A 23758-nucleotide genomic window follows, 5' to 3' on the forward strand; every position below is an offset into this window, starting at 1 on the left:
GGCTTGAAGCGATCGCCATAACGAACCTGAAAAAGCGCCCGGTTATCGCCGGGCGTTTTGCCGTTCAGACCCTGGCGCGCAACAGCCTCAGCCCATTGAACACCACCAGCAGGCTGGCCCCCATGTCGGCAAACACTGCCATCCACAAGGTGGCCTGACCGGCTAGTGCCAAGGCCAGGAACACGGCCTTGATGCCCAGTGCCAGCGCGATGTTCTGCTTGAGCACGCGGCTGGTGGCCTGGCTCAGGCGGATGAACTGGGCCACCTTGATCGGGTCGTCGTCCATGATGGCGACGTCGGCTGTTTCAAGCGCGGTGGCCGTGCCTGCGGCCCCCATGGCGATGCCCACTGTGGCGCGTGCGAGGGCAGGGGCATCGTTGACACCGTCACCGACCATGCCCACGGCGCCGTGTTCTGCCACCAGCTTCTCGATGGCGGTGAGCTTGTCGCCAGGCAAGAGGTTGCCGCGGACATCTTCAATGCCGAGCTGTTGCGCGATGTGCTGGGCCGTGGCCTGGTTGTCACCCGTGAGCATCACGGCGCGCACGCCCAGTTGCTTGAGTGCGTCTATGGCCTGGCGGCTTTCAGGGCGGGCAGTGTCAGCCATGGCCAGCACGGCCACCGGGCCTTGGCTGTCCATCAGCACGAACGCAGTCTTGCCTTGCAACTCCAGCGTCTCCAGCCTGGCCTCCAGTTCGGGCGAGCACAGGCCCAGGCCTTCCACCAGGCGGTGGTTGCCCAGTTGCCATTCCTGATCCTGAAGCCGCCCTTTGATGCCCAGCCCGGGCAGCACATCAAACTGTTCGACGGGCCACAAGGCGCCATGCGGGTCACTCTCGCGCCAGGCCTCGACCAGCGCCTGTGCGATGGGGTGGCTGCTGCGCTGCTCCAGGCTGGCGGCCAGGCGCAGTGCATGCTGCGCATTGACGCGCTGAAGCGGCACCACATCGGTCAGGACGGGGCGGCCTTTGGTCAAGGTGCCGGTCTTGTCCAGCGCCACGGCCTTGATCAAGCGGCCTTGCTCCAGGTGCACACCCCCTTTAATGAGGATGCCTTGGCGGGCCGCATGGGCCAGGCCGCTGACCACGGTGACCGGCGTGGACACCACCAGCGCGCAGGGGCAGGCAATGACCAGCAGCACCAGGGCCTGGTAGACCCAGTGCGAGGTGCTGCCCCCGATCAGCCAGGGCCCCAGCAGCGCGACCAGCAGGGCCAGCACGACCACGGCAGGCGTGTAATAGCGGGCGAACTGGTCCACGAAACGCTGCGTGGGCGCGCGCTGAGCCTGTGCTTCTTGAATGGCCGCCGCGATGCGGGCCAGCGTGCTGTGGCCGGCGGTGGCCGTGACCTGAGCCTCGATGACACCGTCTGACACGATGGTGCCGGCGTACACCGAGTCACCGGGTTGTTTGTCCACCGGCATGCTTTCGCCGGTGATGGGTGCCTGGTTGACTGCTGCCTGGCCTTTGAGCACGCGTGCATCCAGCGCGATGCGCTCGCCAGCGCGGACCATGATGGTGTCGCCTTCGGCGATGTGCGCTACCTCGCTGCTTTGCCATTGCGCCTGGCGCCACACCATGGCCGTGTCTGGTGCCAATGCGCTCAAAGACTGCACGGCCTTGCGTGCCCGCTCCAGCGACACCGCCTCGATGGCTTCGGCGATGGCGAACAGCACGATCACCATGGCCGCCTCGGACCAGTTGCCGATCAGCACCGCGCCGGTCACGGCCAGGGTCATCAGGAAGTAGATGTTGAGCGTGAAGTGCCGCAGCGCGATCCAGCCCTTCTTGAGGGTGGGGCCACCAGCCATGGCCACGGCCAGGCCGGCCATCAAGGCCACGCCCCAGGTTTGCTCCTCACCCATCTGCCAGTGCAGGGCTTCTGCGCCCAGTGCCGCCAGGCCCGCGGCAGCCAGCTGCAGCTTGTCGTGCAAGGGCAGGGCCTCAGGCAATGGGGCGGCGCGCTGGCCGGCTTCCAGCAGGCGCGGCGCCATGTCCAGTTCGGTCAGGGCGGCTTCCAGCACCAGCGTGCTTTCCAGTTGGTGAAAGACGGTCAGCTCGCGCGCCAGCAGGTTGAAGTCCAGCCGCACCACGCCGGTCATGGGCTCCAGCCGGTTGCGGATGAGCCGCTCTTCGGTCGGGCAGTCCATCTTGTCGATGCGAAACCGGACCTTGCTGGTGCCGTCCGGCGCTGGCTGGGGCGCAGCTTGAGGCGCGGTCAACAAGCCGCCAGGGGCACAGCAATCGTCATCATGGGCGCAGCACGCATCGTCACTGTGCTGGTGGCCCTCGTGATCAGGCTCGTGCTGGACCACCGGTACAACGCGGATGGGGATGTTGATCGGGCGACGGGTCGAATTGCTCATGTGACGGGCGCTCAGGGCCTGGATGGCCTGCTTGACACCCGATTCTGGCATGTGCCCCTCGCAGCCGCGAGCCTCTTCTCTAAAGCCCGCTTTCAGCGCCCCAGCATCGTGCCGCACTCGTTGAAGCGTGCGTGCCAGGCCAGCGCTTCCCTCAGGATGTGGGGCGTGTGCCCCCCCAGGCGGCAGGCGGTCTCGAAGTAGTCTTGCAGCGCGCCGCGGTAGGCTGGGTCCGCGCAGTGGCGGATGATCTCCACCGCCCGTTCGCGAGGGGCCAGGCCACGCAGGTCAGCCAGGCCGTGCTCGGTCACGAGGATGTCCACATCGTGCTCGGTGTGGTCCACGTGGGACACCATGGGCACCACGCTGGAGATGGCGCCGCCCTTGGCAATCGACTTGGTCACGAACACCGAAAGATGGGCATTGCGTGCGAAGTCCCCGGAGCCGCCGATGCCGTTCATCATGTGCGTGCCCCCCACGTGCGTGGAGTTCACATTGCCGTAGATGTCGAACTCCAGCGCCGTGTTGATGGTGATCAGGCCCAGGCGGCGGATCACCTCGGGGTGGTTGCTGATTTCCTGCGGGCGCAGCACCAGCCGCGGCTTGTAGTCATTGATGTGGTTGAGCACGCGCTCGTAAGTCGCCTTGGACAAGGTGATGGACGAGGCCGAGGCAAAGGTCATGCGCCCGCTGTCGAGCAGCTCGATGGCGCTGTCTTGCAGCACCTCGGAGTACATGCGGATGTCCTTGAAAGGCGAGTCGATCAAGCCGTGCAGCACCGCGTTGGAGATGGTGCCGATGCCCGACTGCAAGGGCTGCAGCGAGGCAGACAGGCGCCCGACACGCACCTCGTTGCGCAAGAATTCGTCGAGGTGCCCGGCAATGGCCTGCGTCTCGGCATCAGGTGGCAGCACATTGGAGGGGCTGTCCGCCTTTTCGGTGATCACAATGGCGGCGATCTTGGCCGGGTCGATCGCGATATAGGGCACACCGATGCGCTGCTCCGGCGAGATCAGCGGGATGGGCTGGCGATGGGGGCGGTAGGTCGGGATGAAGATGTCATGCAGGCCTTCCAGCTGCGTCGGCATCTTCAGGTTGATCTCGACGATCACCTTCCTGGCCAGGATGGCAAAGCTGGCCGAGTTGCCCACCGAGGTGGTCGGCACAATGGCCCCGCTTTCCGTGATGGCGGTGGCTTCGATCACCGCGATGTCCACGCCGGGCAACTGCTTGCTGCGCAACTGCTCCACCGTCTCGGACAAATGCTGGTCAATGAACATCACCTCGCCCGCGTTGATCTTCTGGCGCAGCGTGGCGTCTACCTGGAAGGGTAGGCGGCGCGAGATGGCATTGGCCTCGGTCAGGATCTTGTCGGTGTCATTGCCCAGCGAGGCGCCTGTCATCAAGGTGATCTGCAGGTGCTCCTGGCGGGCACGGTCAGCCAGGGCGAGCGGCACGGCCTTGCAGTCGCCAGCACGGGTGAAGCCGCTCATGCCCACCGTCATGCCGTTCTCGAACAGCTCGGCCGCATCGTGGGCGGACATCACCTTGTTGCGCAAACTGGCCAGGCGGATTCGGTCTTCGTACATGCGGTCTCCACGAGCTGCGGTAGCGGTCGATGTGCGCGGCTACCTGTTTGAGGGGCGTTATTCGCGGACAAGTATAGAAATCGGCATGCATTCCTGCTGCGACTTATATTCATGCCTGGCATTCGCAAAATTCATGCATGAAAGAGCCCAACCATGGACCTCAGAGCCTTGCGCTACTTCGTGGAAACCGCCCGCCAGCGCAGTTTCACCACGGCCGCGGCACACCTGTACGTCACGCAATCCACGGTAAGCAAGATGGTTCGTCAGCTGGAGGATGAAGTCGGGCAGGCGCTGCTGATACGCGAGGGGCGATCGGTACGCCTGACCGACGCCGGGCAGATCGTGTTCGACCGCGCGCAAGAGGCGCTGGCCGTGGTGCAGCGCCTGAACCGGGACGTGGCCGATCTGTCGGATCTCGCACGCGGCGAGCTGACGATTGGCATCCCGCCCATGGTGAACCTCTTCTTCCCGCCGCTCATCCAGCGCTACAAGGCGCGCTACCCGCAGGTGAAGCTCACCATCGTCGAGGCAGGTGGCCAGGTGATCGAGCAAAGGGTGCGCCAGGGCGAGCTGGAGCTGGGCGTCACCGTGTTGCCCACCGAGCCCGGTGCCGAGCTGGCCGCGCATGAAATGGGGCGCTACCCCATCTGCCTGGTGGGCACGCCGGACGCCCCCTGGGCCCGGCTCAAGCGCCCCGGCCTGGCTGCACTGCACCAGCAGCCCGTGGTCATGCTGGGCGAAGACTATGCCTTGACCCGCCGCCTGCACGAGGCCTTTGACGCCGCTGGCGTGCAGCCCGAGGTCATCGCCCAAAGCGGCCAGTGGGACTTCCTGCTGTCCATGGCCATGGCAGGCATGGGCACGGCCTTGTTGCCCGAGCCCTTGCTGGCGCGACTGCAATTGCCTGCATCGGTGGTGGTTCGGCCTTTGCACGTGCGTGACCTGGCCTGGCGTGTGGGGCACATCTGGGTGCCCGATCGCTATATGTCGCATGCAGCGCGTGCCTGGCTGGATGTGTGTGCCAAGTGAGGCCCCGCGTGCATTCAGGCGCATGCAGGCTGGGCTATTCTCTGTGTCCATGAAGGCACTGCACATCCATGTCGGCGAACGCGCGCGCCGGCACATCGAGGCCCACGGCCTGAGCCCGCAAGACGTGCGTCTGGTCCCCGCGGCGGCCGGTGGCCCCAAGGGGCTGATCCTCAACCACCTTGATCAGCATCTTTTCGGTCAATGGCTGCCGCAAGGTGGGCACACCGTGCACCTGGTGGGGGCCTCCATTGGCGCCTGGCGCATGGCCACCGCTGCGATGGCCGACCCCGTGCAGGCCTTCAAGGATCTGGCCTACGGCTACATCCAGCAGAACATCGAGCCCGAGGTCGGCCGCAAGATGCCGTCTGCGCAGCGCATCACCGCAGGCTTCACCGACACGCTCAAGTCCTTCTTTGGTGACAGCGTGGAGGGCATGCTGCAGCACCCGCGCTACCAGTTGCACATCCTGACCTCTCGGGGCAGGCAGGTCTTGCGCCGTGGGTCCCCCGCGCGGACGGCGCTCGGTTTCACCGGCCTGGCGCTGGGCAACGCTCTGACTAGAAAGGCCGTGGGCCTGTTTCTGGAGCGCACCGTTTTTTCAACCCGTGGCGAAGCCTTGCCGGTGCCCTTGAGTGACTTACCCACCGGCCGGGTCGAGCTGGATCGGGCCAACTTCATGCCCGCCATGCTGGCCTCGTGCAGCATCCCCTTCATGCTCGAAGCGGTCAATGACATCCCGGGCGCGCTGCATGGCTCCCACTGGGACGGCGGCATCGTGGATTACCACTTCCATTGGCACTACTCGGCCATGGACAAGGGCCTGGTGCTGTACCCGCACTTCCAGCGCCAGGTGGTGCCGGGCTGGCTGGACAAGGCGCTCAAATGGCGTCACCGCGCCAGCCCCTGGCTGGACAACATGGTGCTGCTGGCGCCCAACCCACAATGGGTCGCCACGCTGCCCGGTGGCAAGCTGCCTGATCGCAATGACTTCAAGCGCCTGAACTACGCGCAGCGCGTCCAGGTCTGGACCGATGCCGTGGCCCGTTCCGCCGTGCTCGCCGACGAGTGGCAAGCCTGGCTGCAACAAGGCTGCCCCGCCGACCAACTCAAGCCCCTGTGAGCCACCTCGCTACACTGTGCTCATGGACCCGATCGCCAGCCTCCTGCTGATTGCCGGCTTGATAGCCGCCAGCGCTTTCTTCTCGATCTCCGAGCTTGCTGTGGCAGCCGCGCGCCGCCTGCGCCTGCGCCAGATGGCCGACCTGGGTGATGCACGCGCCCAACGTGTGCTGAACGTGCAGGAAGAGCCGGGCGATTTCTTCACTGCCATCCAGATCGGCATGAACACCGTGGCCATCCTCGGTGGTGTGGTGGGCGAGGGCGCTTTTGCCCCTTTGATCCTGCCTTGGTTGTTGCGCCTGCAGTTGCCCGTCTCCCACGCCGAGACTTTGAGCGCGGTCGCTTCGTTTGTGCTGGTTACCAGCCTGTTCATCTTGCTGGCCGACCTCTTCCCCAAGCGCCTGGGCATGAGCGCCCCCGAGCAGGTGGCCGTGCGCGTGGTGGGCCCCATGCACGCCGTGCTGACCTTGCTCAGGCCGGTGGTGTGGCTGTTCAAGCGCCTGACCGATGGCCTGTTCAAGCTGCTGGGCCTGCCGGACCGGCGCGACGACGCCGTCACCCCGGATGACATCCTGGCCATGGCCCAAGCCGGCGCCGATGCAGGCGTGCTGGCCGGCGCCGAGCACCGCGTGATCGAGAACGTGATCGAGCTGGACACCCGCCTGGTCACCAGCTCCATGACCGCCCGCGACAGCATCATCCACTTCCTGCTGGACGACAGCGAGGCCCTGATCCGTGCCCGCATTGACCAGTACCCGCACTCCACCTACCTGGTCTGCGATGGCGACATCGACCACGTGGTCGGTTATGTGGACTCCAAGGACTTGCTCAACCGTGTGCTGAACAACCAGTCCATTGCGCTCAATGCCGAAGGTCTGATCAAGAAGGTACTGATGGTGCCTGACCGGCTCACGCTGTCGGAGATGCTGGCCCAGTTCCGCCAGGCCTTCGAGGACTTCGCCGTCATCGTCAACGAGTACAGCCTCGTGGTGGGCATCATCACCATCAACGACGTGATGAGCACGGTGATGGGCAGCCTGATGGCCCCGCCGGACGAAGAGCAGATCGTGCAGCGCGATGCCAACTCATGGCTGATCGATGGCGTGACCCCCATCGAGGATGTGCTGCAAGCCCTGAGCCTGGACAGCCTGCCGCATCAGGAGGACTACGAGACCCTGGCCGGCTTCCTGATGGTGATGCTGCGGCGCATCCCCAGGCGCACGGACACGGTGTCCTGGGGTGGTTTCCGCTTCGAGGTGCTGGACGTGGACAGCTACAAGATTGACCAGGTCATGGTGACCCGTTTGCAGCCGGTTGAATCAACGCCCGGCGGTGCCGATCCCGCCCATCAAAGCCATCACATCGAGGCCGACAACAAGTCCATGTAATCGTCCGCCGTGGCGATGCGCGGGTTGGTCTTGTGGCAGTGGTCGGCCAGTGCGCCGGTCACGATCTTCTCGAACCATTCACGTTGCACGCCCAACTCGGCCAGGCCCTTGGGCAGGCCCAGGCGCGCATTCATGTCACGGATGGCTTCGGGGATGTCGGCCGCCCCCTTCAGGCCCATGGCGTGCGCCATGCGTTCCAAGCGGCGCTCTTTCTGGATGGACTCCGCGGCGGCGTTGAACTTGATGACCTCGGGCAGGAACATGGCATTGAGCGTGCCGTGGTGCAGTTTGGGGTTCACGCCGCCCAGGCTGTGGCTCAGGCTGTGCACGGCGCCCAGGCCTTTCTGGAAAGCCATGGCGCCTTGCATGGAGGCGCTCATCATGTTCAGGCGCGCCTCGCGGTCGCTGCCGTCTTTCGTGGCGCGCTCGATGTGGTGCCAGGCGCGCTCCAGGCCATCCAGGGCAATGCCATCAGCGGGCGGGTTGAAAGCCGGCGCCATGAAGGTTTCCATGCAGTGCGCGATGGCGTCCATGCCGGTGGCGGCGGTCAGCGAGGGCGGCAGGCCCAGTGTCAACTCGGGGTCGCAAATGGCGGCTTTGGGCATCAGGTTCCAGGAGTGAAAGCCCAGCTTGCGGCCGTCGTCCACGATCACGATGGCGCCACGCGCCACTTCGCTGCCGGTGCCCGCCGTGGTTGGCACGGCGATCAGCGGGGCGGCCTGCGCTGTGATCTTGGGCGAGCCGCCTTCGATGGTGGCGTAGGTCTTCAAGGGGCCCGGGTGCGTCGCCATGATGGCCAGGCCCTTGGCCAGGTCGATGCTGGAGCCACCGCCCACGGCGATCAGGCCGTCGCACTGGTTGGCCTGCCAGACTTCATGCGCCGCGCGCACGGCCGCTTCGGTGGGGTTGGGCGGCGTCTGGTCGAACACGGTCACCGGCAAGTCCTTGACCGCGTCCAGCGCCTTTTGCAGGACGCCCGCGGCGCGCACGCCTGCGTCGGTCACGATCATGGGGCGGCGCATGCCAACGCGCTCGCATTCGGATGCCAGCAGCTTGATGGCGCCGAATTCAAACTGGATCTGGGTGAGGTACAGGATGGTGGCCATGGGGAGGTGTCTCTCTCGCTGTTCGTTTAACTCAGACGGGTGAGACTTTAGCGCGTTTAGACTCCCGGCCATGCCAAGTACATGCCATTCCCCTGACGCGCAAAGCTCCCCTGTATCGGAGGCGGGCTGGGACCGCCCGCGGCTGGTGTCCGTGGGGGTCTTTTTGCTCGTTGCGGCCTGGGTGGCGCTGTCAGCGCACCTGCACACCGCCTTGCACCATGACATGGCCGAGCAATTCGTCTGGGCCCATTCCTGGCAACTGGGCTACCCCAAGCACCCGCCGCTGCCTACCTGGCTGTTCATGCTGGCGCAAACCGTGTTGCCGGCCAAACCTGCCACGCTCTACGGTTTGTCTGCCGTGTGCATCGGGCTGACCGGCGTCTTCACCTACCTGGCTGCCCGCGAGCTGATGCCCCCGACCCTGGCCCTGTGCGTTGCTGGTCTTTGGGGCTTGCAGCAACCCTTTGGCTGGCGCGCGTGGATCTACAACCACAACACCGTGCTCGTGATGACGGTGGCGATGGCGGTGTACTTTGCCGCGCGTGCGGCACGGCGCAACGAGCAGGGGAGTTGGGCAGCGGCCGGCCTGGCAGCGGGCTTGGCCATGTCCACCAAATTGCAGGCCGTGGTGCCGCTGGTGGGGGTGTTGTGGGCCTTGTGGCGCAGTGGCGGCCTGGAGTCGCTCGCGTCGCGCAAAGGGGTGGCCATGGCCATCGTGCTGGGCGCCTTGGTGTGCACGCCGCCGCTGTGGTGGATGGCAACGGGCCACACCAATGCGCTGGCGTACGCCACGCACCAGTTGGGCAGCGGCGCAGGCGAGGGTGATTCCGTGCGCATGGGGCAGTTCGTGGTGTCCGAGCTGCGCATGCTGGCGCCGGCGCTGGTGGTCTTGCTGATCTGGGTGGTGCGCGCTTACGGGCAACGGGGCACCGAGGGTGTGGCCAATGCACCTGTTGCCAGCCGCGCGCCACTGCGCGCCTGGGTCGAGGGCTTGCTGTTCGTGCCTCTGGCCTTTGTGCTGGCCATGGGCATCTTTGGGGGCTCCAAATTGCATGCGCAGTGGGGTGTGCAGACTTTCCAGTTCGCGTCCCTGGCGCTGGTGGCCTGGTTTGGCACCTATTTCGACAGGGCGCCTGTGCGCGGCCTGGTGCTGACGGTGGCACTCGTTCAGGGCATCTCCTTCCTGGTGGCCGCATCGCCCGCCGGTGCGCGGCTGCATGCGCCCGGTGCGGTGCAAGGCTACCCCTCGCGTGAACTCGCTGACCGTGTTGAGGCAGATTGGCAACATGCTGCGCCTGGTTGCGCCTTGCGTTACCTGGATGCCCCGTTTTTCGAGGGCGGGCAGGTGTCGGCGTTCGGACACGGCTTCCCGGCTGTCCTGCAAGACGGCCGTCGCCGCGACAGCCCCTGGATCAATGAGGCGGACATGCAAGCCAAGGGCAGCGTGATCATGCGCTACCTGGCCCAGGACCTGCCGCCGGATGTCATTCACACACCCGACATGGTCCTGATCCCGCCAAGCCGGGTCAAAGGCGTGGTGCCCGTGGTCTGGGGCATCCGCTTACCCAAGGGTGAATGCCTGTCCGCGAGGGGCGGCAGGTGACAGACTGAGGAATTGTTCACGACATGGCTGTGGTCGCTCCCCCGGATATTGGGGGAATCGGCAATTTTCTGAGGGCCTTTGTGTTGCAAAGGCGTCGGTCTGGCATACCATACGCACCCAACGATAAAACGGACGTTTGAAACGTTCGTACTGTGTGTACCTTGGAGACCCGTTGACCATGCCTCAGGCCTCGACACGTCTGTCGCCTGCCGATACAAAGACGCGCATTCTGGACGCGGCCGAAACCCTGTTCGTGAACGGCGGGTTCGAGTCCATGTCCATGCGGCAGATCACCAGTGCGGCCAATGTGAACCTGGCCGCGGTGAACTACCACTTCGGCAGCAAGGACGCCCTGATCCAGGCCGTGCTCTCGCGCCGGCTTGATCCGCTCAACGAGCAGCGGGTTGCCATGCTGGACGCATTCGAGTCCAACCTGGGTGACAAGCTCACCTGTGAGCACATCCTGGTCGCGCTGTTCCTGCCTGCGGTTCGGATCTTCCGCAGCGACGCCCCCCTGGCTGATCGCTATCTGCACTTCCTGGGCCGTTCGTACACTGACCCCTCGCCCGTTGTGCGCGACTTCATCAACACCCACTACATCCAGACACTGGGCCGCTTTTTCTTCGCCTTCCAGCGCGCCTTGCCTGACCTGAGCCGCGAAGACCTGGGCTTTCGCCTGAACTTCGCCATGGGCGCCTTGTCCGGCATCCTGGCCGGTGGCAACACGCAGCGCCTGATCCGTGAATTCACGCAGCAGCAGGGTGACCACGAAGCCGTGATCCTGTCCCGCCTGGCCTCCCTGATGGTGGCTGCGCTCAAGGCCCCGCTGCCCGGCCCCAATGAAGCACTGCAGTTTGGCGCCATGGCCAATCTGCCCGGTGTGGCACTGATCGGCCAGGGCGCCGCGGCAGATGCCGACGCCGTGGCTGCGCCTGCCCATTCCTGACGCCTCGCGCCCAAGGCCATGAACCTCATTCCTTGTCTGTCCTCCCCCGGTCTGACAGGACTGCTTGCCCCTCAACAGGGCGGGCTCTTCCCGCTGGCTTGCCGTTTGGGCAAGCCGCTCTCTCAACCAGCCTTGACAGGACTGTTCACGTCCGCTGGCTTCACCACCGAAGAGTGTCTCGCATGAAAGACGGTTACCTCGACTTTGCCAACTCGCCCATGGGCGCCAAGCTCATCAATGCCCTGGGTCTGCCCAAGCCGCTGCAACTGGAGCGTTACAAGGCCGGCCAACCCGTCGTTCAAGGCACGGTTCTGATCGGTGGTGGTGGTGAGCCTCAACTGCTGGAAGCCCTGGCTGCGGCGTTCAAGAACATGGGCGCGCAAAGCATGGCCCACGAAAAGCTGCCCCAATGGGTGGCCGTGGCCAACAAGGCCGGCCTGACCACCGGCCGCTGGGGCAGCAATGGCCAGCCTGGTGAAAAAGTCAAATGCCTGGTGTTCGACGCAACCGGCCTGGAAGACAGCACGCAGTCCGACGCGCTGTACTGGTTCTTCCACGACGTGGCTCGCTCGGTGCTGCCTTGTGGTCGCGTGGTGATCCTGGGCCGCCCGCCTGCAGAGTGCAAGTCGCCTCGCAAGGCCACCATCCAGCGTTCGCTGGAAGGCCTGAGCCGCTCGCTGGGCAAGGAATTGAAGAAGGGCATCAACGCCAACCTGGTGTACGTGTCCGAAGGCGCTGAAGGCAACATCGAGTCCACGCTGCGTTTCCTGCTGTCGCCCAAGTCGGCCTATGTGTCGGCCCAGGTCATGCACGTTGGCAAGCCCGTTGGTGATCTGGTGGTGCCCACGGACTGGAACCTGCCGCTGGCCGGCAAGAAGGTGCTGGTCACCGGTGCCTCGCGCGGCATCGGCGCAGCCATCGCCGAAGTGATGGCCCGTGACGGCGCCCAGGTGATCTGCCTGGACGTGCCGCAAGCCCAGGAAGGCCTCAATGAAGTGGCCAAGAAGCTGGGCGGCACCGCCCTGGCCATGGACATTGGCGCCGCTGATGCGCCGCAGAAGCTGGCTGAAGCAGCCAAAGCCCAAGGTGGTTGGGATGTGGTCGTGCACAACGCCGGCATCACGCGTGACAAGACCATTGCCAACATGAAGGAACACCTGTGGCAGCTGGTGGTCAACGTGAACCTGTCGACCCAGGAGCGCATCAATGACGAGCTGGTCAGCTCGGGCGCCTTGAAGTCCGGCGGTCGCATCGTCTGCGTGTCGTCGATCTCGGGTATCGCCGGCAACATGGGCCAGACCAACTACGCCGTCTCCAAGGCGGGTGTGATCGGCATGGTCAACAGCACCGCCCCGATCTTTGCGGAGCGCGGCATCACCATCAACGCCGTGGCACCTGGTTTCATCGAAACCCAGATGACCGCCGCGATCCCGTTCGCCATCCGCGAAGCCGGTCGCCGCATGAACTCCATGAGCCAGGGCGGTCAGCCCGTGGACGTGGCCGAAGCCATTGCCTGGTACGCCAGCCCGGCCTCCGCAGGTGTCACGAACAACGTGATCCGTGTGTGCGGTCAGAGCTTGATTGGCGCTTGATCAACGATCACCACGAGATCCCATGAAGATCATCGAAGTCAACAAGCTGCCCAGCGCCATTTCGCTGAACCTGGGTGCCTTGCGCTCCAGCAGCAAGCGCCCTGGCGTGGTCGAGGCCTTGCCCGAGATCACCTATGTGCGTCCGCGCGTGGTGGTTGATGGCAAGCAGGTGGCGGCCTATGCCAAGGTGTGCGGCTTCAGCAAGGCGCACGGCGTGCCCATGCTGTACCCGCACATGGAGGCCTTCCCGCTGGCCATGATGCTGTTTGGCACCAAGGCCTTCCCGTGGCCGGCCATGGGCCTGGTTCACCTGGGCAACAGCGCCAGGCTGCTCAAGCGCATCAATGTGGGCGACGAACTGCGCATCGAGATGCGCACGGGTGAGCTCTACGCCCACGACAAGGGGCAGGTGTTCACGCTGCATGCCCGCGCCTTGCGCGCAGGCGATGTGGTGTGGGAGAGCACCTGGACCTTGCTGCGCATGGGCGTGCGCAACCCCAAGGGTGCGCCTTACACCAGTGCGCTGGTCGATGATTCGCCACTGTCTCACCAGGCTGATTTTTACGCTGGTGCGGGCATTGGCCGGGCTTACGGCCGTGTGTCGGGTGACATCAACCCGATCCACCTGTCTGCCATCACCGCCAAGTTCCTGGGCTTTCGCAAGGCCATTGCCCACGGCATGTGGACCAAGGCTCGCGCCCTGGCCACGCTGATGCCCCGTGAGGACGTGGACCACGCCGAAGTGATCGTTGAATTCAAGACACCGCTGTTCCTGCCGGCACGCGCCTCACTGTGGGTTGCGCGCCAGGAGAGCGGCGCCTTGTTCGAAGTGCGCAATGCCAAGGGCGACAAGCCTCACCTGCGTGGCCGAGTCACTTACTGACCGCCCCGCACCCTGATTCATTCCATTCAAAATCGAGAAGGACAACCTCTCATGAGCACCATCCGTCGCGTCGCCATCATCGGTGGCAACCGTATCCCCTTTGCCCGCTCCAACACGGTGTACTCGCATGCCTCCAACCAGGAGATGCTGACCGCCACCATCCAGGGCCTGGTCGACCGTTTCAATCTGCATGGCAAGCGCCTGGGCGACGTCGCCGCCGGCGCCGTGATGAAGCACTCGCGTGACTTCAACCTGGTGCGCGAGACCGTGCTGTCCACGACCCTGTCGCCCGAGACGCCTGCCTACGATCTGCAGCAAGCTTGCGGCACCGGCCTGGAAGCCATCATGCTGGTGGCCAACAAGATCGCCCTGGGCCACATCGAGTGCGGTATCGGTGGCGGTGTGGACACCACGTCTGATGCCCCCATCGGTGTCAACGAAAAGATGCGCAAGATCCTGATGGAAGCCAACCGCGCCAAGGGCACCGTGGCCCAGCTCAAGGTGATCTCCAAGATCCGCCCCAGCATGCTGGTCAAGCCCGCCATTCCCAAGAACGGCGAGCCCCGCACCGGCTTCTCGATGGGTGAGCACGCCGAGCTGATGGCCCGTGAATGGTCCATTCCCCGTGAAGAGCAGGACCAGCTGGCCGTGACCAGCCATGCCAACCTGGCTCGTGCTTACAAGGAAGGCTTCTTCGCCGACCTGATGACCCCGTTCAAGGGCGTGAGCAAGGACAACAACCTGCGCGAAGGCATCACCATCGAGAAGCTGCGCACGCTCAAGCCTTGCTTTGACAAGAAAATCGCCCCGGGCCAGGGCACCTTGACACCTGCCAACTCCACGCCGCTGACCGATGGCGCTTCTGCCGTGCTGCTGGGCAGCGAAGAATGGGCCAAGGCCAACAACCTGCCCGTGCTGGCCTACATCACCTTCAGCGAAGTGGCCGCCGTGGACTTCTTCGGCCCCAAGAAGGAAGGCCTGCTGATGGCCCCGGCCTACGCCGTGCCCCGCATGCTGGCCCGCGCTGGCATCTCCCTGCAGGACTTCGATTTCTATGAAATCCACGAAGCCTTTGCCGCGCAGGTGCTGTGCACGCTGAAGGCCTGGGAAGATCCCAAGTACTGCAAGGAAAAGCTGGGCCTGGACAAGGCGCTGGGCTCGATCGACCGCAGCAAGCTCAACATCAATGGCAGCTCGCTGGCAGCCGGTCACCCCTTCGCGGCAACCGGTGGTCGCATCGTCGCCACGCTGGCCAAGATGCTGGCCCAGAAGGGTTCCGGCCGTGGCCTGATCTCCATCTGCGCTGCTGGCGGTCAAGGCGTGGTCGCCATCCTCGAGCGTTGATTTTTCCTTGTAACCCGAGCTTGGAAAACCCTTGAAGAGGGGGCTCGGGTTGATACACTCCGTAACTTGACCAGGCGACCTGCCTCGGGCCTTTGCGCCCGTCGCAGGCACAAAGCCATCCTGCCGCAGTCCAGTAAGCAATTCAGGCAGGCACATGAGGAGATCCGGATGACCCAATCAGCAGCCGCAGCGTCGGCTTCGCCCGCGCAGTCCATTGTCAACCCCGATGGTTCGACCAACCGCATCTGGTTGTCGTCCTATGTGGCGGGCGTACCGCACGACATCGACCCGAACAAGTACAGCTCCCTGGGCCAGTACTTTGACGAGTGCATCAACAAGTACCGCAACCGTCCGGGCTTCGTCAGCATCGGCACGGAAATGTCGTATGACCGTCTGGACCGCCTGGTCAATGCCTTTGCGGGCTGGCTGCAGAGCCAGGGTGTGAAGAAGGGCGATCGCGTGTCGATCATGCTGCCCAACACCTTTCAGTATCCGGTGTGCCTTTTCGCGGTGCTGAAGATCGGGGCCGTGGTGGTCAACGTGAACCCGCTGTACACGGCGCGTGAACTCAATCACCAGCTCAAGGACAGCGGCGCCGAAACCATCATCGTGATGGAGACCTTCGCCAAGACGCTGCAAGACGCGCTGCCCGGCACCAAGGTCAAGCGCATCGTGCTGACCCAGATCGGTGACCTGCTGTCTGACGGCTTCATCAACGCCAAGGGCCGCCTGCTGAACTTCGTGCTGCGCAAGGTCCAGAAGATGGTGCCTGACTACAGCCTGCCTGGTGCGCTGTGGATGCGTGACGTGATCAAGGCCGGTGCCAAGGTCAAGGTCAAACTCGCTGATATCAAGCCTGAAGACCTGGCCTTCCTGCAGTACACCGGTGGCACCACCGGCGTGGCCAAGGGTGCCATGCTGACGCACCGCAACGTGCTGGCCAACTGCCAGCAGGCCCTGGCTTTCGCCGAGGGCCAGCTGACGGGTGACACCGAGACCGTGGTCACGCCGCTGCCGCTGTATCACATCTTCTCGCTGACCGTGAACTGCCTGATCTTCATGGCACTCGGCGGACGCAACATCCTGATTGCCAACCCGCGTGACACCAAGCGCGTGATGATGATCCTCAAGAACGAGAACTTCAGCGGCATCACCTGCGTGAACACGCTGTACTCGTCCTTCCTGGATGACCCTGATTTCCGCAAGCGCGACTTCTCCAACCTCAAGCTGGCCGTCGCCGGTGGCATGGCGCTGCAACGCTCCATCGCCGAGCGCTGGAAGGAAGTCACCGGCAACTCCATCGTTGAAGGTTACGGCCTGACCGAGTGCTCGCCCATCGTGACGCAAGCCCCGGTGGACATCAGCAAGCCTGGCCCCGCCTTCACCGGCTCGATCGGCGTGCCTGTGCCTTCCACGGAAGTGCGTTGCCGCCGTGATGACAACACCTGGGCCAACATCGGTGAGCCTGGCGAGCTGTGCGTGCGCGGCCCTCAGGTCATGAAGGGCTACTGGCAGCGTCCTGAAGAAACCGACAAGGTCATCGACAGCGAAGGCTGGCTGGCCACGGGCGACATCGCCGTGATGGACGAGCAGGGCTTCCTCAAGATCGTGGACCGCAAGAAGGACATGATCCTGGTCTCCGGCTTCAATGTGTACCCGAACGAAATCGAAGACGTTGTGGCCATGCACCCTGATGTCAAGGAATGCGCCGCCGTGGGCGTGCCTGACGAAGTCGCCGGTGAACGCGTGAAGATCATCATCGTGCCGCGCAACCCTGGCCTGACCAAGGAAGCCATCATCGAGCACTGCCGCAAGAACCTGACGGGCTACAAGATTCCCCGCATCGTCGAGTTCCGCAACGAAGAGTTGCCCAAGACACCCGTGGGCAAGATCTTGCGCCGCGAGTTGCGTTGAACGGCCGCTGATTCAGTTTCGGCTGAGCCACAAAGAAACCCGCCCGGTTCGCCGCGCGGGTTTTTTCATGCACGATGTGGTCTGTCACTTCAGCCCGATAGATGGCACCAGAACCATGACGCGTCCCGCCGATTTCAGCTTCACCCACCGCCTGCGCGTGCGCTGGATGGAGGTCGATGCCCAGCAGGTGGTCTTCAATGGCCACTATCTGACCTACCTTGATGTGGCCATCTCGGAGTACTGGCGCGCAGTGGGGCTGCCATACCCGGAAGGTGTCAAACACGAGCAGGGCGACATCTTCGTGCGCCGCAACACGCTGGAGTACCACGCACCGGCCCGGCTCGATGACTGGCTGGACATCGGTGTGCGCTGCGAGCGCATCGGCAACTCGTCCATCACCATCGCCTGGGCCGTGTGGGCACAAGGGCGCTTGCTGGCCACTGGCGAGACGGTGTATGTGCACACCAGCCTGGTCACGGGCAAATCTGCCCCCGTGCCCGAGACCGTGCGGGCCCAGATCGAGGCCCATGCCCAAGGGCAACCCGTTCACCAGGTGCTGTGCGGTGCCTGGCCCGACATGAAAGCCAGCGCCCGCGCGGTCAGAACCGCCGTGTTCGTGCAGGAGCAGGCCATCGACGAGGTCGACGAGTGGGATGAGGACGACGCCGATGCCGTCCATGCGGTCGCCAGCAACCTGGCAGGGCTGCCGCTGGCAACGGGCCGTCTGATCCATGTGGGACTGGAGCCCGGCCACGCCAAGATCGGCCGCATGGCGGTGCTGCGCAGCACGCGCGGCATGGGCCTGGGTGATCTGGTGTTGCTGGCCTTGATGGACCAGGCCCGCCAGCTTGGTATCACGCATTTAAGCCTGAACGCCCAGGTCAGTGCCCAGGCCTTCTATGCGCGCCATGGTTTCATGCCGCAGGGGGATGAATTCGACGAAGTCGGCATCCCCCACCAGCGCATGACACTCACACTTTGAGGGGGCGCGTGCGGCTGTTCTTGATCAGGCTGCGCGCGCGCGTCTTGCGCACCGGCTCCATCTCGGCCAGTGCGTGGTTGTCCTGCTCGGACACCTCACTGCTCTCGAACACTTCTTCGTGACGCATCTCGGCCGGGGGCAGGGTGGCGTCGAGCTTGGCCACTTCGGTTGCGGCCATGGTGTGCCGTGGGGGCCAGTTTCGCAGCGTGACCCGGCGCAGCAAGGCCATGTTCGAGGTGGCCGTGAACGTGCGCTCCAGCACGTGCGTGACCAGGCGCTTGTGAATGCGCTCGGTGATGACCAGCGTCGAGCAACGCGTGCCGTACAGGCCGTTGGGCGACTTGATGAAAGCCGAGGACAACAGGCGCTCCCATTCTGTTGACACGCCGGTGTGAGGCAGTTGCTCATCGGGCGCGACGCTGGGGTCGGCCAGCGCTTCAAACAGCCGGTTGGCCAGCACGTCAACATCTTCCGACTGGGCGATGGCCTGCCGCGTGCGTGCCTTGAGTTGCTGCACCTTGGGCCAGGGCGTGTTCAGGATGGCGTTGGACAAGCCAAACACCCCTTTTTGCAGACGCTCGGGGAACAGCTTGCGGTTGTTCAGCCAAAAGCATTCGCCATCGGCGAAATCCAGCGCCAGCATGTTGAAGCCGTTGTAGCCCGAGATGGCCAGACGCGGCCACAGCATGGGCATGGACAAATCACCCTTGAGCCATTGCGGCACGATCTGGCCACGCGAGGGGGCCTGCGGGTCCATATTGGACGGGTCGCGCACATTGGTCACCAGGCCCAGGCGCCCGTGTGCCGTCAGGCCCAGCCAGGTGCCGCCGGCCTGTAGATCACGGCCACCGAGGATGGGCGGGCCACCGTCGGCAGGTTCCCACCAGCCCAGGCGAGCTGCGGGGCGGTCATAGAACTCATCACGATTGGCAGCCAGCACAAACGGAAAGCGGCTGCTTTGATCGAGAGCCAGAGCGACCAGGCACATGGCAAAACCTCTTCAAAACGCTGGCAGGGCTTCAGGAGCGGCCTGCCATGGGGCAAAACGTCTCGACGTGCCGCGCACCGATCAGCCCATGAGGCAGGGCATCGGCCAGATCACGCAAACGCGCTTCACACGCGGCGCTGACACCATCGGGGTGCTCGTAGACCTCCATCCAGGTGGCCTCCGGGCTGCCTTCGGGTGTGTCGGCGCGTTGCATCAGGCGCGTCGTCAGACCGGGGTGCTCCTCGTGCAGACGCTGCTGGATCACGTTGATGGCCTGGCGTGCGGCGGCCTGATTGGCCAGGGGCACGCGGTAGTACACGAACAGTGATCGGGGCGGTGTCGCAGTCAAAGCGGCGAGGTCGTCAGACATTCCAAACTCATCTGCGGGCAGCGTAACCCATGATGCAGTGCCGCAAAGTCACCAGGGGCAACAAGACTAGTCAAACGAGGCCTTGTTGCGTTAAGGAATTGACGATATGGGCGCTGCATGCGTCGCGGCCATATCGCGTGTCTTCCTCAGTGGTGCCTCATGGGCGTATCAAGCAGCCTCTTCGGCAGAGGGCAAGGCATACGGCAGGTTGCCCACCATCAGCTTGACGCCGTCTGCGGCGCCTGCGCGCAGTTCCGCGTCCAGCGCGCTGAGCTTGAGCTCGATCAGGGCGCTGTGCACACCGCCAGCCGAGGCGCTGTTGATGACCAGGCCTGCAGGCTGACCGGGGTCGGTGACGCTGAAGACCTCCTGGCCGGGCGGCAATGCCTGTTCGGCATGCACGACAAAGGCACGGCGCTTGGTGGTGCCCCGGTACTGGCTGCGCGCCACCACTTCCTGGCCGGGGTAGCAGCCTTTCTTGAAGTTCACGCCGCCAATCAGCTCGTAGTTCACCATCTGGGGCACGAACTGGTCGACCGTGCTGGCCTCGATGCGGGGGATGCCGCTCATCACGTCCAGCCAGGCCCAGGCGCCAGGCTCGACCGCAGGCAGGGCGGACGCCAGCGCTTGCGCTTCGGCCTTGGGCCCGACCCAATACCAGCGCTTGGCCCCCAGGACTTCCGGCAAACCCACCAGCAGCCCCTGGCCATGCGGCTGCACACACCAGGCACCGAGCTGGGCGGCTTCACCCAGGCTGGCTGCAGCCGGTGAGCCCAACAGCCCCACCACGCCCAGCGACGCACTCGCATCCGTCAACTTGGCCTTGGCGCGCAACACGAACATGGACAGGCGCTTGAGCAGGCCCGGCAGCACCTGGCTGTCGGTCAGCAGCCAGAACTGCTCTGGCTGAGGCCGCAGGGTCAGCAGGCTGGCCAGCATGCGCCCCTTGGCTGAGCAGTAAGCCGCCAGCCGGGCTTCGTCAGCGGGCTGGCCGTTGACGTCCTGGCTGAACTGGCCGTGCAGGAAGTTCGCTGCATCGGCGCCTTCGGCCTGGATGATGCCCAGATCGGACAAAAGCAGGGCACCGCCCCAGGAAGTTGGATCAGGAAGTTGGATCGAGCTCATGGGGCTCATTATCATCACGCCCGTCATGCATCAGAAATCCAACCGGGTGTATCCCACTTCCTCCGTGCGGCAAAGCGTCTGCCTGCCCGTCCTGCCTGTCCGGCAACAAGGCGGCATCTTGCGCAGCCTGATCCTCCTCGTCCTGGCGCTGTCCCTGGCCTTGGCTGCCGGGGCGGCCTGGTGGCTGGGGCAACCCCTGCGCCTGGCCGCGCCCACCGTCGAGTTGTCTGTTGAAGCAGGCAGCACACCCCGCGAGATCGCCAAGGACTGGGTGGACGCGGGTGTGGATGCCTCACCCTGGTTGCTCTACCAGTGGTTCCGGTTTTCGGGGCAGTCGCGCCAGATCCGGGCGGGCAGCTACGAGCTGGCCCAGGGCGCCACGCCCCGCGACCTCTTGCGCATGATGGTGCGTGGGGACGAGCGCCTGTCTGTCGTCAAACTGATCGAGGGCTGGACCTTCAAGCGCTTTCGGGCCGAACTGGCCCTGGCGGACGGGCTCAAGCAAAGCACCGCTGGCCTGCCTGACAGCGAGATCATGGCCCAGTTGGGGATGCCCGGCGAAGCGGCCGAAGGCCATTTTTTCCCGGACACTTATTCCTACGCCAAAGGCAGCACCGATCTGGCCGTGATGAAGCGGGCCCTGAACGCCATGCAAAAGCAGCTGGATGCGGCCTGGGCGCAGCGCCAGAGCAATGTGGCGGTCAAGACACCCCGGGATGCCTTGATCCTGGCCTCCATTGTCGAGAAGGAGACGGGCAGGGAGGCTGACCGGCCCATGATCTCGGGCGTTTTCAACAACCGCCTGCGCGTGGGCATGCCTTTGCAGACCGACCCTTCCGTGATCTACGGCCTGGGTGAGCAGTTCGACGGCAACCTGCGCAAGGTGCACCTGCAGACCGACACGCCCTTCAACACCTACACCCGGGCCGGCCTGCCGCCCACGCCCATTGCCATGCCCGGCAAGGCCGCCTTGCTGGCCGCCGTGAAGCCCGCCGAGACCAAGGCGCTGTATTTCGTGGCGCGGGGCGATGGCAGCAGTGCGTTCAGCGCCACATTGGCTGAGCATAATCGGGCGGTCAACCAATACCAGCGTTCAACACGCAACCCCGGAAAGACGCCATGAGCAACAAGGGCCGATTCATCACCTTCGAGGGCATCGACGGCGCGGGCAAGACCACGCACCTGGATGCCCTGGAGCAAGCCTGGAAGCAGGCTGGTCGCGAGGTGGTCCGCACCCGTGAGCCCGGCGGCACGCCCCTGGCTGAAAAGCTGCGTGGCCTGTTTCTGCACGACGCCATGGACCCGCTGACCGAAGCCCTGCTGGTGTTCGGCGCGCGCCGCGACCATATCCAGACCGTGATCAGGCCGGCGCTGGCGCGTGGCGCCTGGGTGCTGTGTGACCGTTTCACCGACGCCACCTTCGCCTACCAAGGTGGTGGTCGCGGCTTTGATCTGCAGGTGCTGGGCACCCTGGAGGGCTGGGTGCAGGAAGGCTTGCAGCCCGACCTGACCTTGCTGTTTGACCTGCCTCCCGTGGTGGCCGCCGAACGCCTGAGCACCGCCCGTCAGCCCGACCGTTTCGAAGCGCAGGACCAGGCCTTTTTCGAGCGCGTGCGCGGCGCTTATCTGGCTCGCCAGCAAGCCCAGCCAGCGCGTTTTGCCCTGATCCAGGCTGACCAGACGCAAGCCGACGTGGCCGCGCAGATCCAGTCCGAGTTGCGCAGCCGAGGGTTGCTGTGAGCGAGCCGCGCCCCGCACTCTGGCCCTGGTTGCCCAAGCCGCTTGAAGCTGCCCTGGCCCAACTCAACAGCCACGCCGTGTTGCTGCACGGCCCCGAGGGCGTGGGGCAGTTCGAGTTCGCACTGGCCCTGGCACGTTCATGGTTGTGCGAGGCCCGGCCAATGGGGCAAGGCTTTGCGCCCGCCTGCGGCCGTTGCGCCAGCTGCCACCTGATTGATGCAGGCTCCCATCCGGACCTCATGGTCGTGCTGCCGGAGGCCTTGCAGGCCAGCCTGGGCTGGCAGTCTTCCGCAGAGGACGGCGAAGCCAGCGAGAAATCCGGCGGCAAGACCAAGAAGCTGAGTCAGGAAATCAAGGTTGATGCCATCCGTGCCGTGGTGCAGTTCTCGCAGCACACGGCCTCGCGTGGCAGGGCCAAGGTGGTGCTGGTGCACCCGGCCGAGCGCATGAACCTGATCGCGTCCAACACCTTGCTCAAGACCCTGGAGGAGCCACCAGGCCAGGTGCGCTTCGTGTTGAGCGGTGCCGCGCTGGACCAGCTGCTGCCCACCGTGCGCAGCCGCTGCCAGGCCTGGCGCCTGCCCATGCCCACGCCTGATGTGGCGGCTGAATGGCTGCAGACCCAGCTGGACGGTCTTTCCCTGGCCGATGCCCGTGTGTTGCTGGACGCGGCCGGCGGGCAACCCTTGACCGCACGTGATCGCCATCAATTGGGCCTGGATGCGCGTTATTGGCCCCAAATCCCGAAAGATCTGCTCAATGGTGCGGCCACCGCCTTGACGCAGTGGCCTTTGACCCTGGTGGTCGAGACCCTGCAGAAGGTCTGCCACGACCTGGCTTGCGTGGCTGCCGGTGCCGCGCCACGCTATTTCCCGGCAGCCAGCCTGCCGGCCGCGCCGGACCTGAATCTGCTGACCACCTGGGCTCAGGAGTTGCGCAAGACCAGCCGCCATGCCGAGCACCCGTGGAACCAGAACCTCAAGGTGGAAGCCCTGCTGGTGCAGGCCCGGGCGGTCATGCGGCCCAGGCCCTCAAGGGGCAACCCGACCGCTTGATCAAGGGGGAAGGGCGCCCAAATCAGGATCAGGGTGTTTCCAGAAGTAAAGCAGCGCCAAGGTGAGCGCAATTTCACAGTCTTTGCCAAGCCTCAGGCATTACACTTTGCCCACGATGAGCGAGTTCCAGACCACAGCCCTGCCTTCCGCCTTTGCCCCGTCCGGGCCTGGCCGGATGGCGTCCGCCCTGGGTACACCAGGCGCTGCAGCGGCTGCTGCTCGCCCCAGCGTGATCCAGCTGGTGTTCCGCGAAAAGGGTGCGCTGTATGCCGCCTACATCCCCGCATTCACCGAAGGTGGGTTGTTCGTGCCCACCACGCGCGAGTACACGCTGGGCGACGACATCTACCTCCTGCTGTCCCTGCCCGAAGACAACCAGCGTTACCCCGTGGCCGGCAAGATCGCCTGGATCACACCGGCCAATGCCTCCGGTGGCCGCACCCAGGGCGTGGGTGTGCGTTTCCCTGGTGACGACAAGACCCGCCTGCTGCGCGTGAAGATCGAGCAGATTCTGGGCACCAACATTTCCTCCAGCAAGCCGACACAGACCCTGTAAAGCAGAGTCGGGCCCTTTGCGGCAACAATAGCGGGTTGACATCAGTCAAACCCGCTTTTTTGTTTGT

The 23758-nt window shown here is 64.7% G+C and carries 20 protein-coding genes; 14 read left to right on the top strand and 6 right to left on the bottom strand.

The window, feature by feature from the left end; all coding sequences use genetic code 11:
- Positions 1-64: 64 nt before the first annotated feature.
- Both HY019_RS14885 and HY019_RS14890 read right to left on the bottom strand, forming a co-directional pair.
- Positions 65-2416: a heavy metal translocating P-type ATPase gene (locus tag HY019_RS14885; RefSeq protein WP_290693528.1), complete on the bottom strand. Its 2352-nt coding sequence runs from the start codon at positions 2414-2416 to the stop codon at positions 65-67.
- A 41-nt stretch (positions 2417-2457) separates the two neighbouring features.
- Positions 2458-3951, bottom strand: coding sequence for an acetyl-CoA hydrolase/transferase family protein (locus HY019_RS14890; protein WP_290693532.1), 1494 nt, complete (start codon positions 3949-3951; stop codon positions 2458-2460).
- A 153-nt stretch (positions 3952-4104) separates the two neighbouring features.
- On the opposite strand from HY019_RS14890, the gene HY019_RS14895 reads away from it, so the two are divergent.
- From HY019_RS14895 to HY019_RS14905, 3 genes are read left to right on the top strand one after another with little or no spacing between them, the layout of a single operon-like run.
- On the top strand, positions 4105-4980 hold the full coding sequence (locus HY019_RS14895) for a LysR substrate-binding domain-containing protein (RefSeq protein ID WP_290693535.1): 876 nt from the start codon (positions 4105-4107) through the stop codon (positions 4978-4980).
- 49 nt (positions 4981-5029) lie between these two features.
- Entirely contained in the window at positions 5030-6100 is a 1071-nt protein-coding gene (locus HY019_RS14900) for a phospholipase (RefSeq protein WP_290693537.1), read from the top strand.
- A 22-nt stretch (positions 6101-6122) separates the two neighbouring features.
- Positions 6123-7487: a hemolysin family protein gene (locus tag HY019_RS14905; RefSeq protein WP_290693539.1), complete on the top strand. Its 1365-nt coding sequence runs from the start codon at positions 6123-6125 to the stop codon at positions 7485-7487.
- Here HY019_RS14905 and HY019_RS14910 read toward each other — a convergent pair.
- Positions 7457-8593, bottom strand: coding sequence for an iron-containing alcohol dehydrogenase (locus tag HY019_RS14910; protein ID WP_290693541.1), 1137 nt, complete (start codon positions 8591-8593; stop codon positions 7457-7459). The two genes, HY019_RS14905 and HY019_RS14910, sit on opposite strands and share 31 nt — an antisense overlap.
- A 151-nt stretch (positions 8594-8744) precedes the next feature.
- Between HY019_RS14910 and HY019_RS14915 the strand changes: the two genes are divergently transcribed.
- The 7 genes from HY019_RS14915 (at position 8745) to HY019_RS14945 (ending at position 17857) form a co-directional block, all read left to right on the top strand.
- Positions 8745-10196 (top strand): glycosyltransferase family 39 protein, encoded by a 1452-nt coding sequence (locus HY019_RS14915; RefSeq protein WP_290693543.1) that lies wholly within the window; start codon positions 8745-8747, stop codon positions 10194-10196.
- 178 nt (positions 10197-10374) lie between these two features.
- Positions 10375-11142: a TetR/AcrR family transcriptional regulator gene (locus HY019_RS14920; RefSeq protein WP_290693545.1), complete on the top strand. Its 768-nt coding sequence runs from the start codon at positions 10375-10377 to the stop codon at positions 11140-11142.
- Positions 11143-11324: 182 nt separating this feature from the next.
- Entirely contained in the window at positions 11325-12734 is a 1410-nt protein-coding gene (locus tag HY019_RS14925; RefSeq protein WP_290693547.1) for a 3-oxoacyl-ACP reductase, read from the top strand.
- A 22-nt stretch (positions 12735-12756) separates the two neighbouring features.
- Entirely contained in the window at positions 12757-13617 is an 861-nt protein-coding gene (locus tag HY019_RS14930) for a MaoC/PaaZ C-terminal domain-containing protein (RefSeq protein ID WP_290693548.1), read from the top strand.
- Between the two features lie 51 nt (positions 13618-13668).
- Complete coding sequence (locus tag HY019_RS14935) at positions 13669-14961, top strand: acetyl-CoA C-acetyltransferase (protein ID WP_290693550.1); 1293 nt, start codon at positions 13669-13671, stop codon at positions 14959-14961.
- A 168-nt stretch (positions 14962-15129) separates the two neighbouring features.
- Positions 15130-16875, top strand: coding sequence for an AMP-binding protein (locus HY019_RS14940; RefSeq protein WP_290693552.1), 1746 nt, complete (start codon positions 15130-15132; stop codon positions 16873-16875).
- Positions 16876-16990: 115 nt separating this feature from the next.
- Entirely contained in the window at positions 16991-17857 is an 867-nt protein-coding gene (locus tag HY019_RS14945; protein ID WP_290693554.1) for a YbgC/FadM family acyl-CoA thioesterase, read from the top strand.
- Here HY019_RS14945 and HY019_RS14950 read toward each other — a convergent pair.
- The 3 genes from HY019_RS14950 to HY019_RS14960 form a co-directional block, all read right to left on the bottom strand.
- Positions 17847-18845 carry an NRDE family protein gene (locus HY019_RS14950; protein WP_290693556.1) on the bottom strand — a complete coding sequence of 333 codons (999 nt, stop codon included), beginning with the start codon at positions 18843-18845 and terminating at the stop codon, positions 17847-17849. The two genes, HY019_RS14945 and HY019_RS14950, sit on opposite strands and share 11 nt — an antisense overlap.
- Before the next feature lie 31 nt (positions 18846-18876).
- A complete protein-coding gene (locus HY019_RS14955) occupies positions 18877-19215 on the bottom strand; it encodes a DUF4936 family protein (protein ID WP_290693558.1) in 339 nt (112 codons plus the stop codon).
- Between the two features lie 168 nt (positions 19216-19383).
- The gene (locus HY019_RS14960; RefSeq protein WP_290693560.1) at positions 19384-20340 is read right to left on the bottom strand and encodes a folate-binding protein; all 957 of its coding nucleotides are present in this window, start codon (positions 20338-20340) and stop codon (positions 19384-19386) included.
- A gap of 118 nt (positions 20341-20458) precedes the next feature.
- Here HY019_RS14960 and mltG point away from each other — a divergent pair, with 118 nt between their 5' ends.
- The 4 genes from mltG to HY019_RS14980 all read left to right on the top strand — a co-directional run bounded on the left by mltG (position 20459) and on the right by HY019_RS14980 (position 23691).
- Entirely contained in the window at positions 20459-21463 is a 1005-nt protein-coding gene (gene mltG, locus HY019_RS14965; protein WP_363302778.1) for an endolytic transglycosylase MltG, read from the top strand.
- Positions 21460-22080, top strand: coding sequence for a dTMP kinase (gene tmk, locus HY019_RS14970; RefSeq protein ID WP_290693561.1), 621 nt, complete (start codon positions 21460-21462; stop codon positions 22078-22080). Before mltG ends, tmk begins: the two co-directional genes overlap by 4 nt.
- Positions 22077-23135, top strand: a complete 1059-nt coding sequence (gene holB, locus HY019_RS14975) for a DNA polymerase III subunit delta' (protein ID WP_290693563.1) — start codon at positions 22077-22079, stop codon at positions 23133-23135. The genes tmk and holB overlap by 4 nt, the downstream gene beginning before the upstream one ends.
- 175 nt (positions 23136-23310) lie before the next feature.
- On the top strand, positions 23311-23691 hold the full coding sequence (locus tag HY019_RS14980; RefSeq protein ID WP_290694227.1) for a PilZ domain-containing protein: 381 nt from the start codon (positions 23311-23313) through the stop codon (positions 23689-23691).
- Positions 23692-23758 lie beyond the last annotated feature (67 nt).

Origin of the sequence: Aquabacterium sp., assembly GCF_016195855.1 — a bacterium.
Lineage (GTDB): Bacteria > Pseudomonadota > Gammaproteobacteria > Burkholderiales > Burkholderiaceae_C > Aquabacterium.

Coding starts and splice junctions, on each gene's coding strand:
- HY019_RS14885 (WP_290693528.1), bottom strand. CDS start 2,416: ATGCCAGAATCGGGTGTCAAGCAGGCCATCCAGGCCCTGAGCGCCCGT.
- HY019_RS14980 (WP_290694227.1), top strand. CDS start 23,311: ATGGCGTCCGCCCTGGGTACACCAGGCGCTGCAGCGGCTGCTGCTCGC.
- HY019_RS14940 (WP_290693552.1), top strand. CDS start 15,130: ATGACCCAATCAGCAGCCGCAGCGTCGGCTTCGCCCGCGCAGTCCATT.
- HY019_RS14905 (WP_290693539.1), top strand. CDS start 6,123: ATGGACCCGATCGCCAGCCTCCTGCTGATTGCCGGCTTGATAGCCGCC.
- HY019_RS14960 (WP_290693560.1), bottom strand. CDS start 20,340: ATGAGCTCGATCCAACTTCCTGATCCAACTTCCTGGGGCGGTGCCCTG.
- HY019_RS14955 (WP_290693558.1), bottom strand. CDS start 19,215: ATGTCTGACGACCTCGCCGCTTTGACTGCGACACCGCCCCGATCACTG.
- HY019_RS14930 (WP_290693548.1), top strand. CDS start 12,757: ATGAAGATCATCGAAGTCAACAAGCTGCCCAGCGCCATTTCGCTGAAC.
- tmk (WP_290693561.1), top strand. CDS start 21,460: ATGAGCAACAAGGGCCGATTCATCACCTTCGAGGGCATCGACGGCGCG.
- HY019_RS14900 (WP_290693537.1), top strand. CDS start 5,030: ATGAAGGCACTGCACATCCATGTCGGCGAACGCGCGCGCCGGCACATC.
- HY019_RS14950 (WP_290693556.1), bottom strand. CDS start 18,845: ATGTGCCTGGTCGCTCTGGCTCTCGATCAAAGCAGCCGCTTTCCGTTT.
- HY019_RS14945 (WP_290693554.1), top strand. CDS start 16,991: ATGACGCGTCCCGCCGATTTCAGCTTCACCCACCGCCTGCGCGTGCGC.
- HY019_RS14920 (WP_290693545.1), top strand. CDS start 10,375: ATGCCTCAGGCCTCGACACGTCTGTCGCCTGCCGATACAAAGACGCGC.
- HY019_RS14890 (WP_290693532.1), bottom strand. CDS start 3,951: ATGTACGAAGACCGAATCCGCCTGGCCAGTTTGCGCAACAAGGTGATG.
- HY019_RS14925 (WP_290693547.1), top strand. CDS start 11,325: ATGAAAGACGGTTACCTCGACTTTGCCAACTCGCCCATGGGCGCCAAG.
- HY019_RS14935 (WP_290693550.1), top strand. CDS start 13,669: ATGAGCACCATCCGTCGCGTCGCCATCATCGGTGGCAACCGTATCCCC.
- HY019_RS14895 (WP_290693535.1), top strand. CDS start 4,105: ATGGACCTCAGAGCCTTGCGCTACTTCGTGGAAACCGCCCGCCAGCGC.
- HY019_RS14910 (WP_290693541.1), bottom strand. CDS start 8,593: ATGGCCACCATCCTGTACCTCACCCAGATCCAGTTTGAATTCGGCGCC.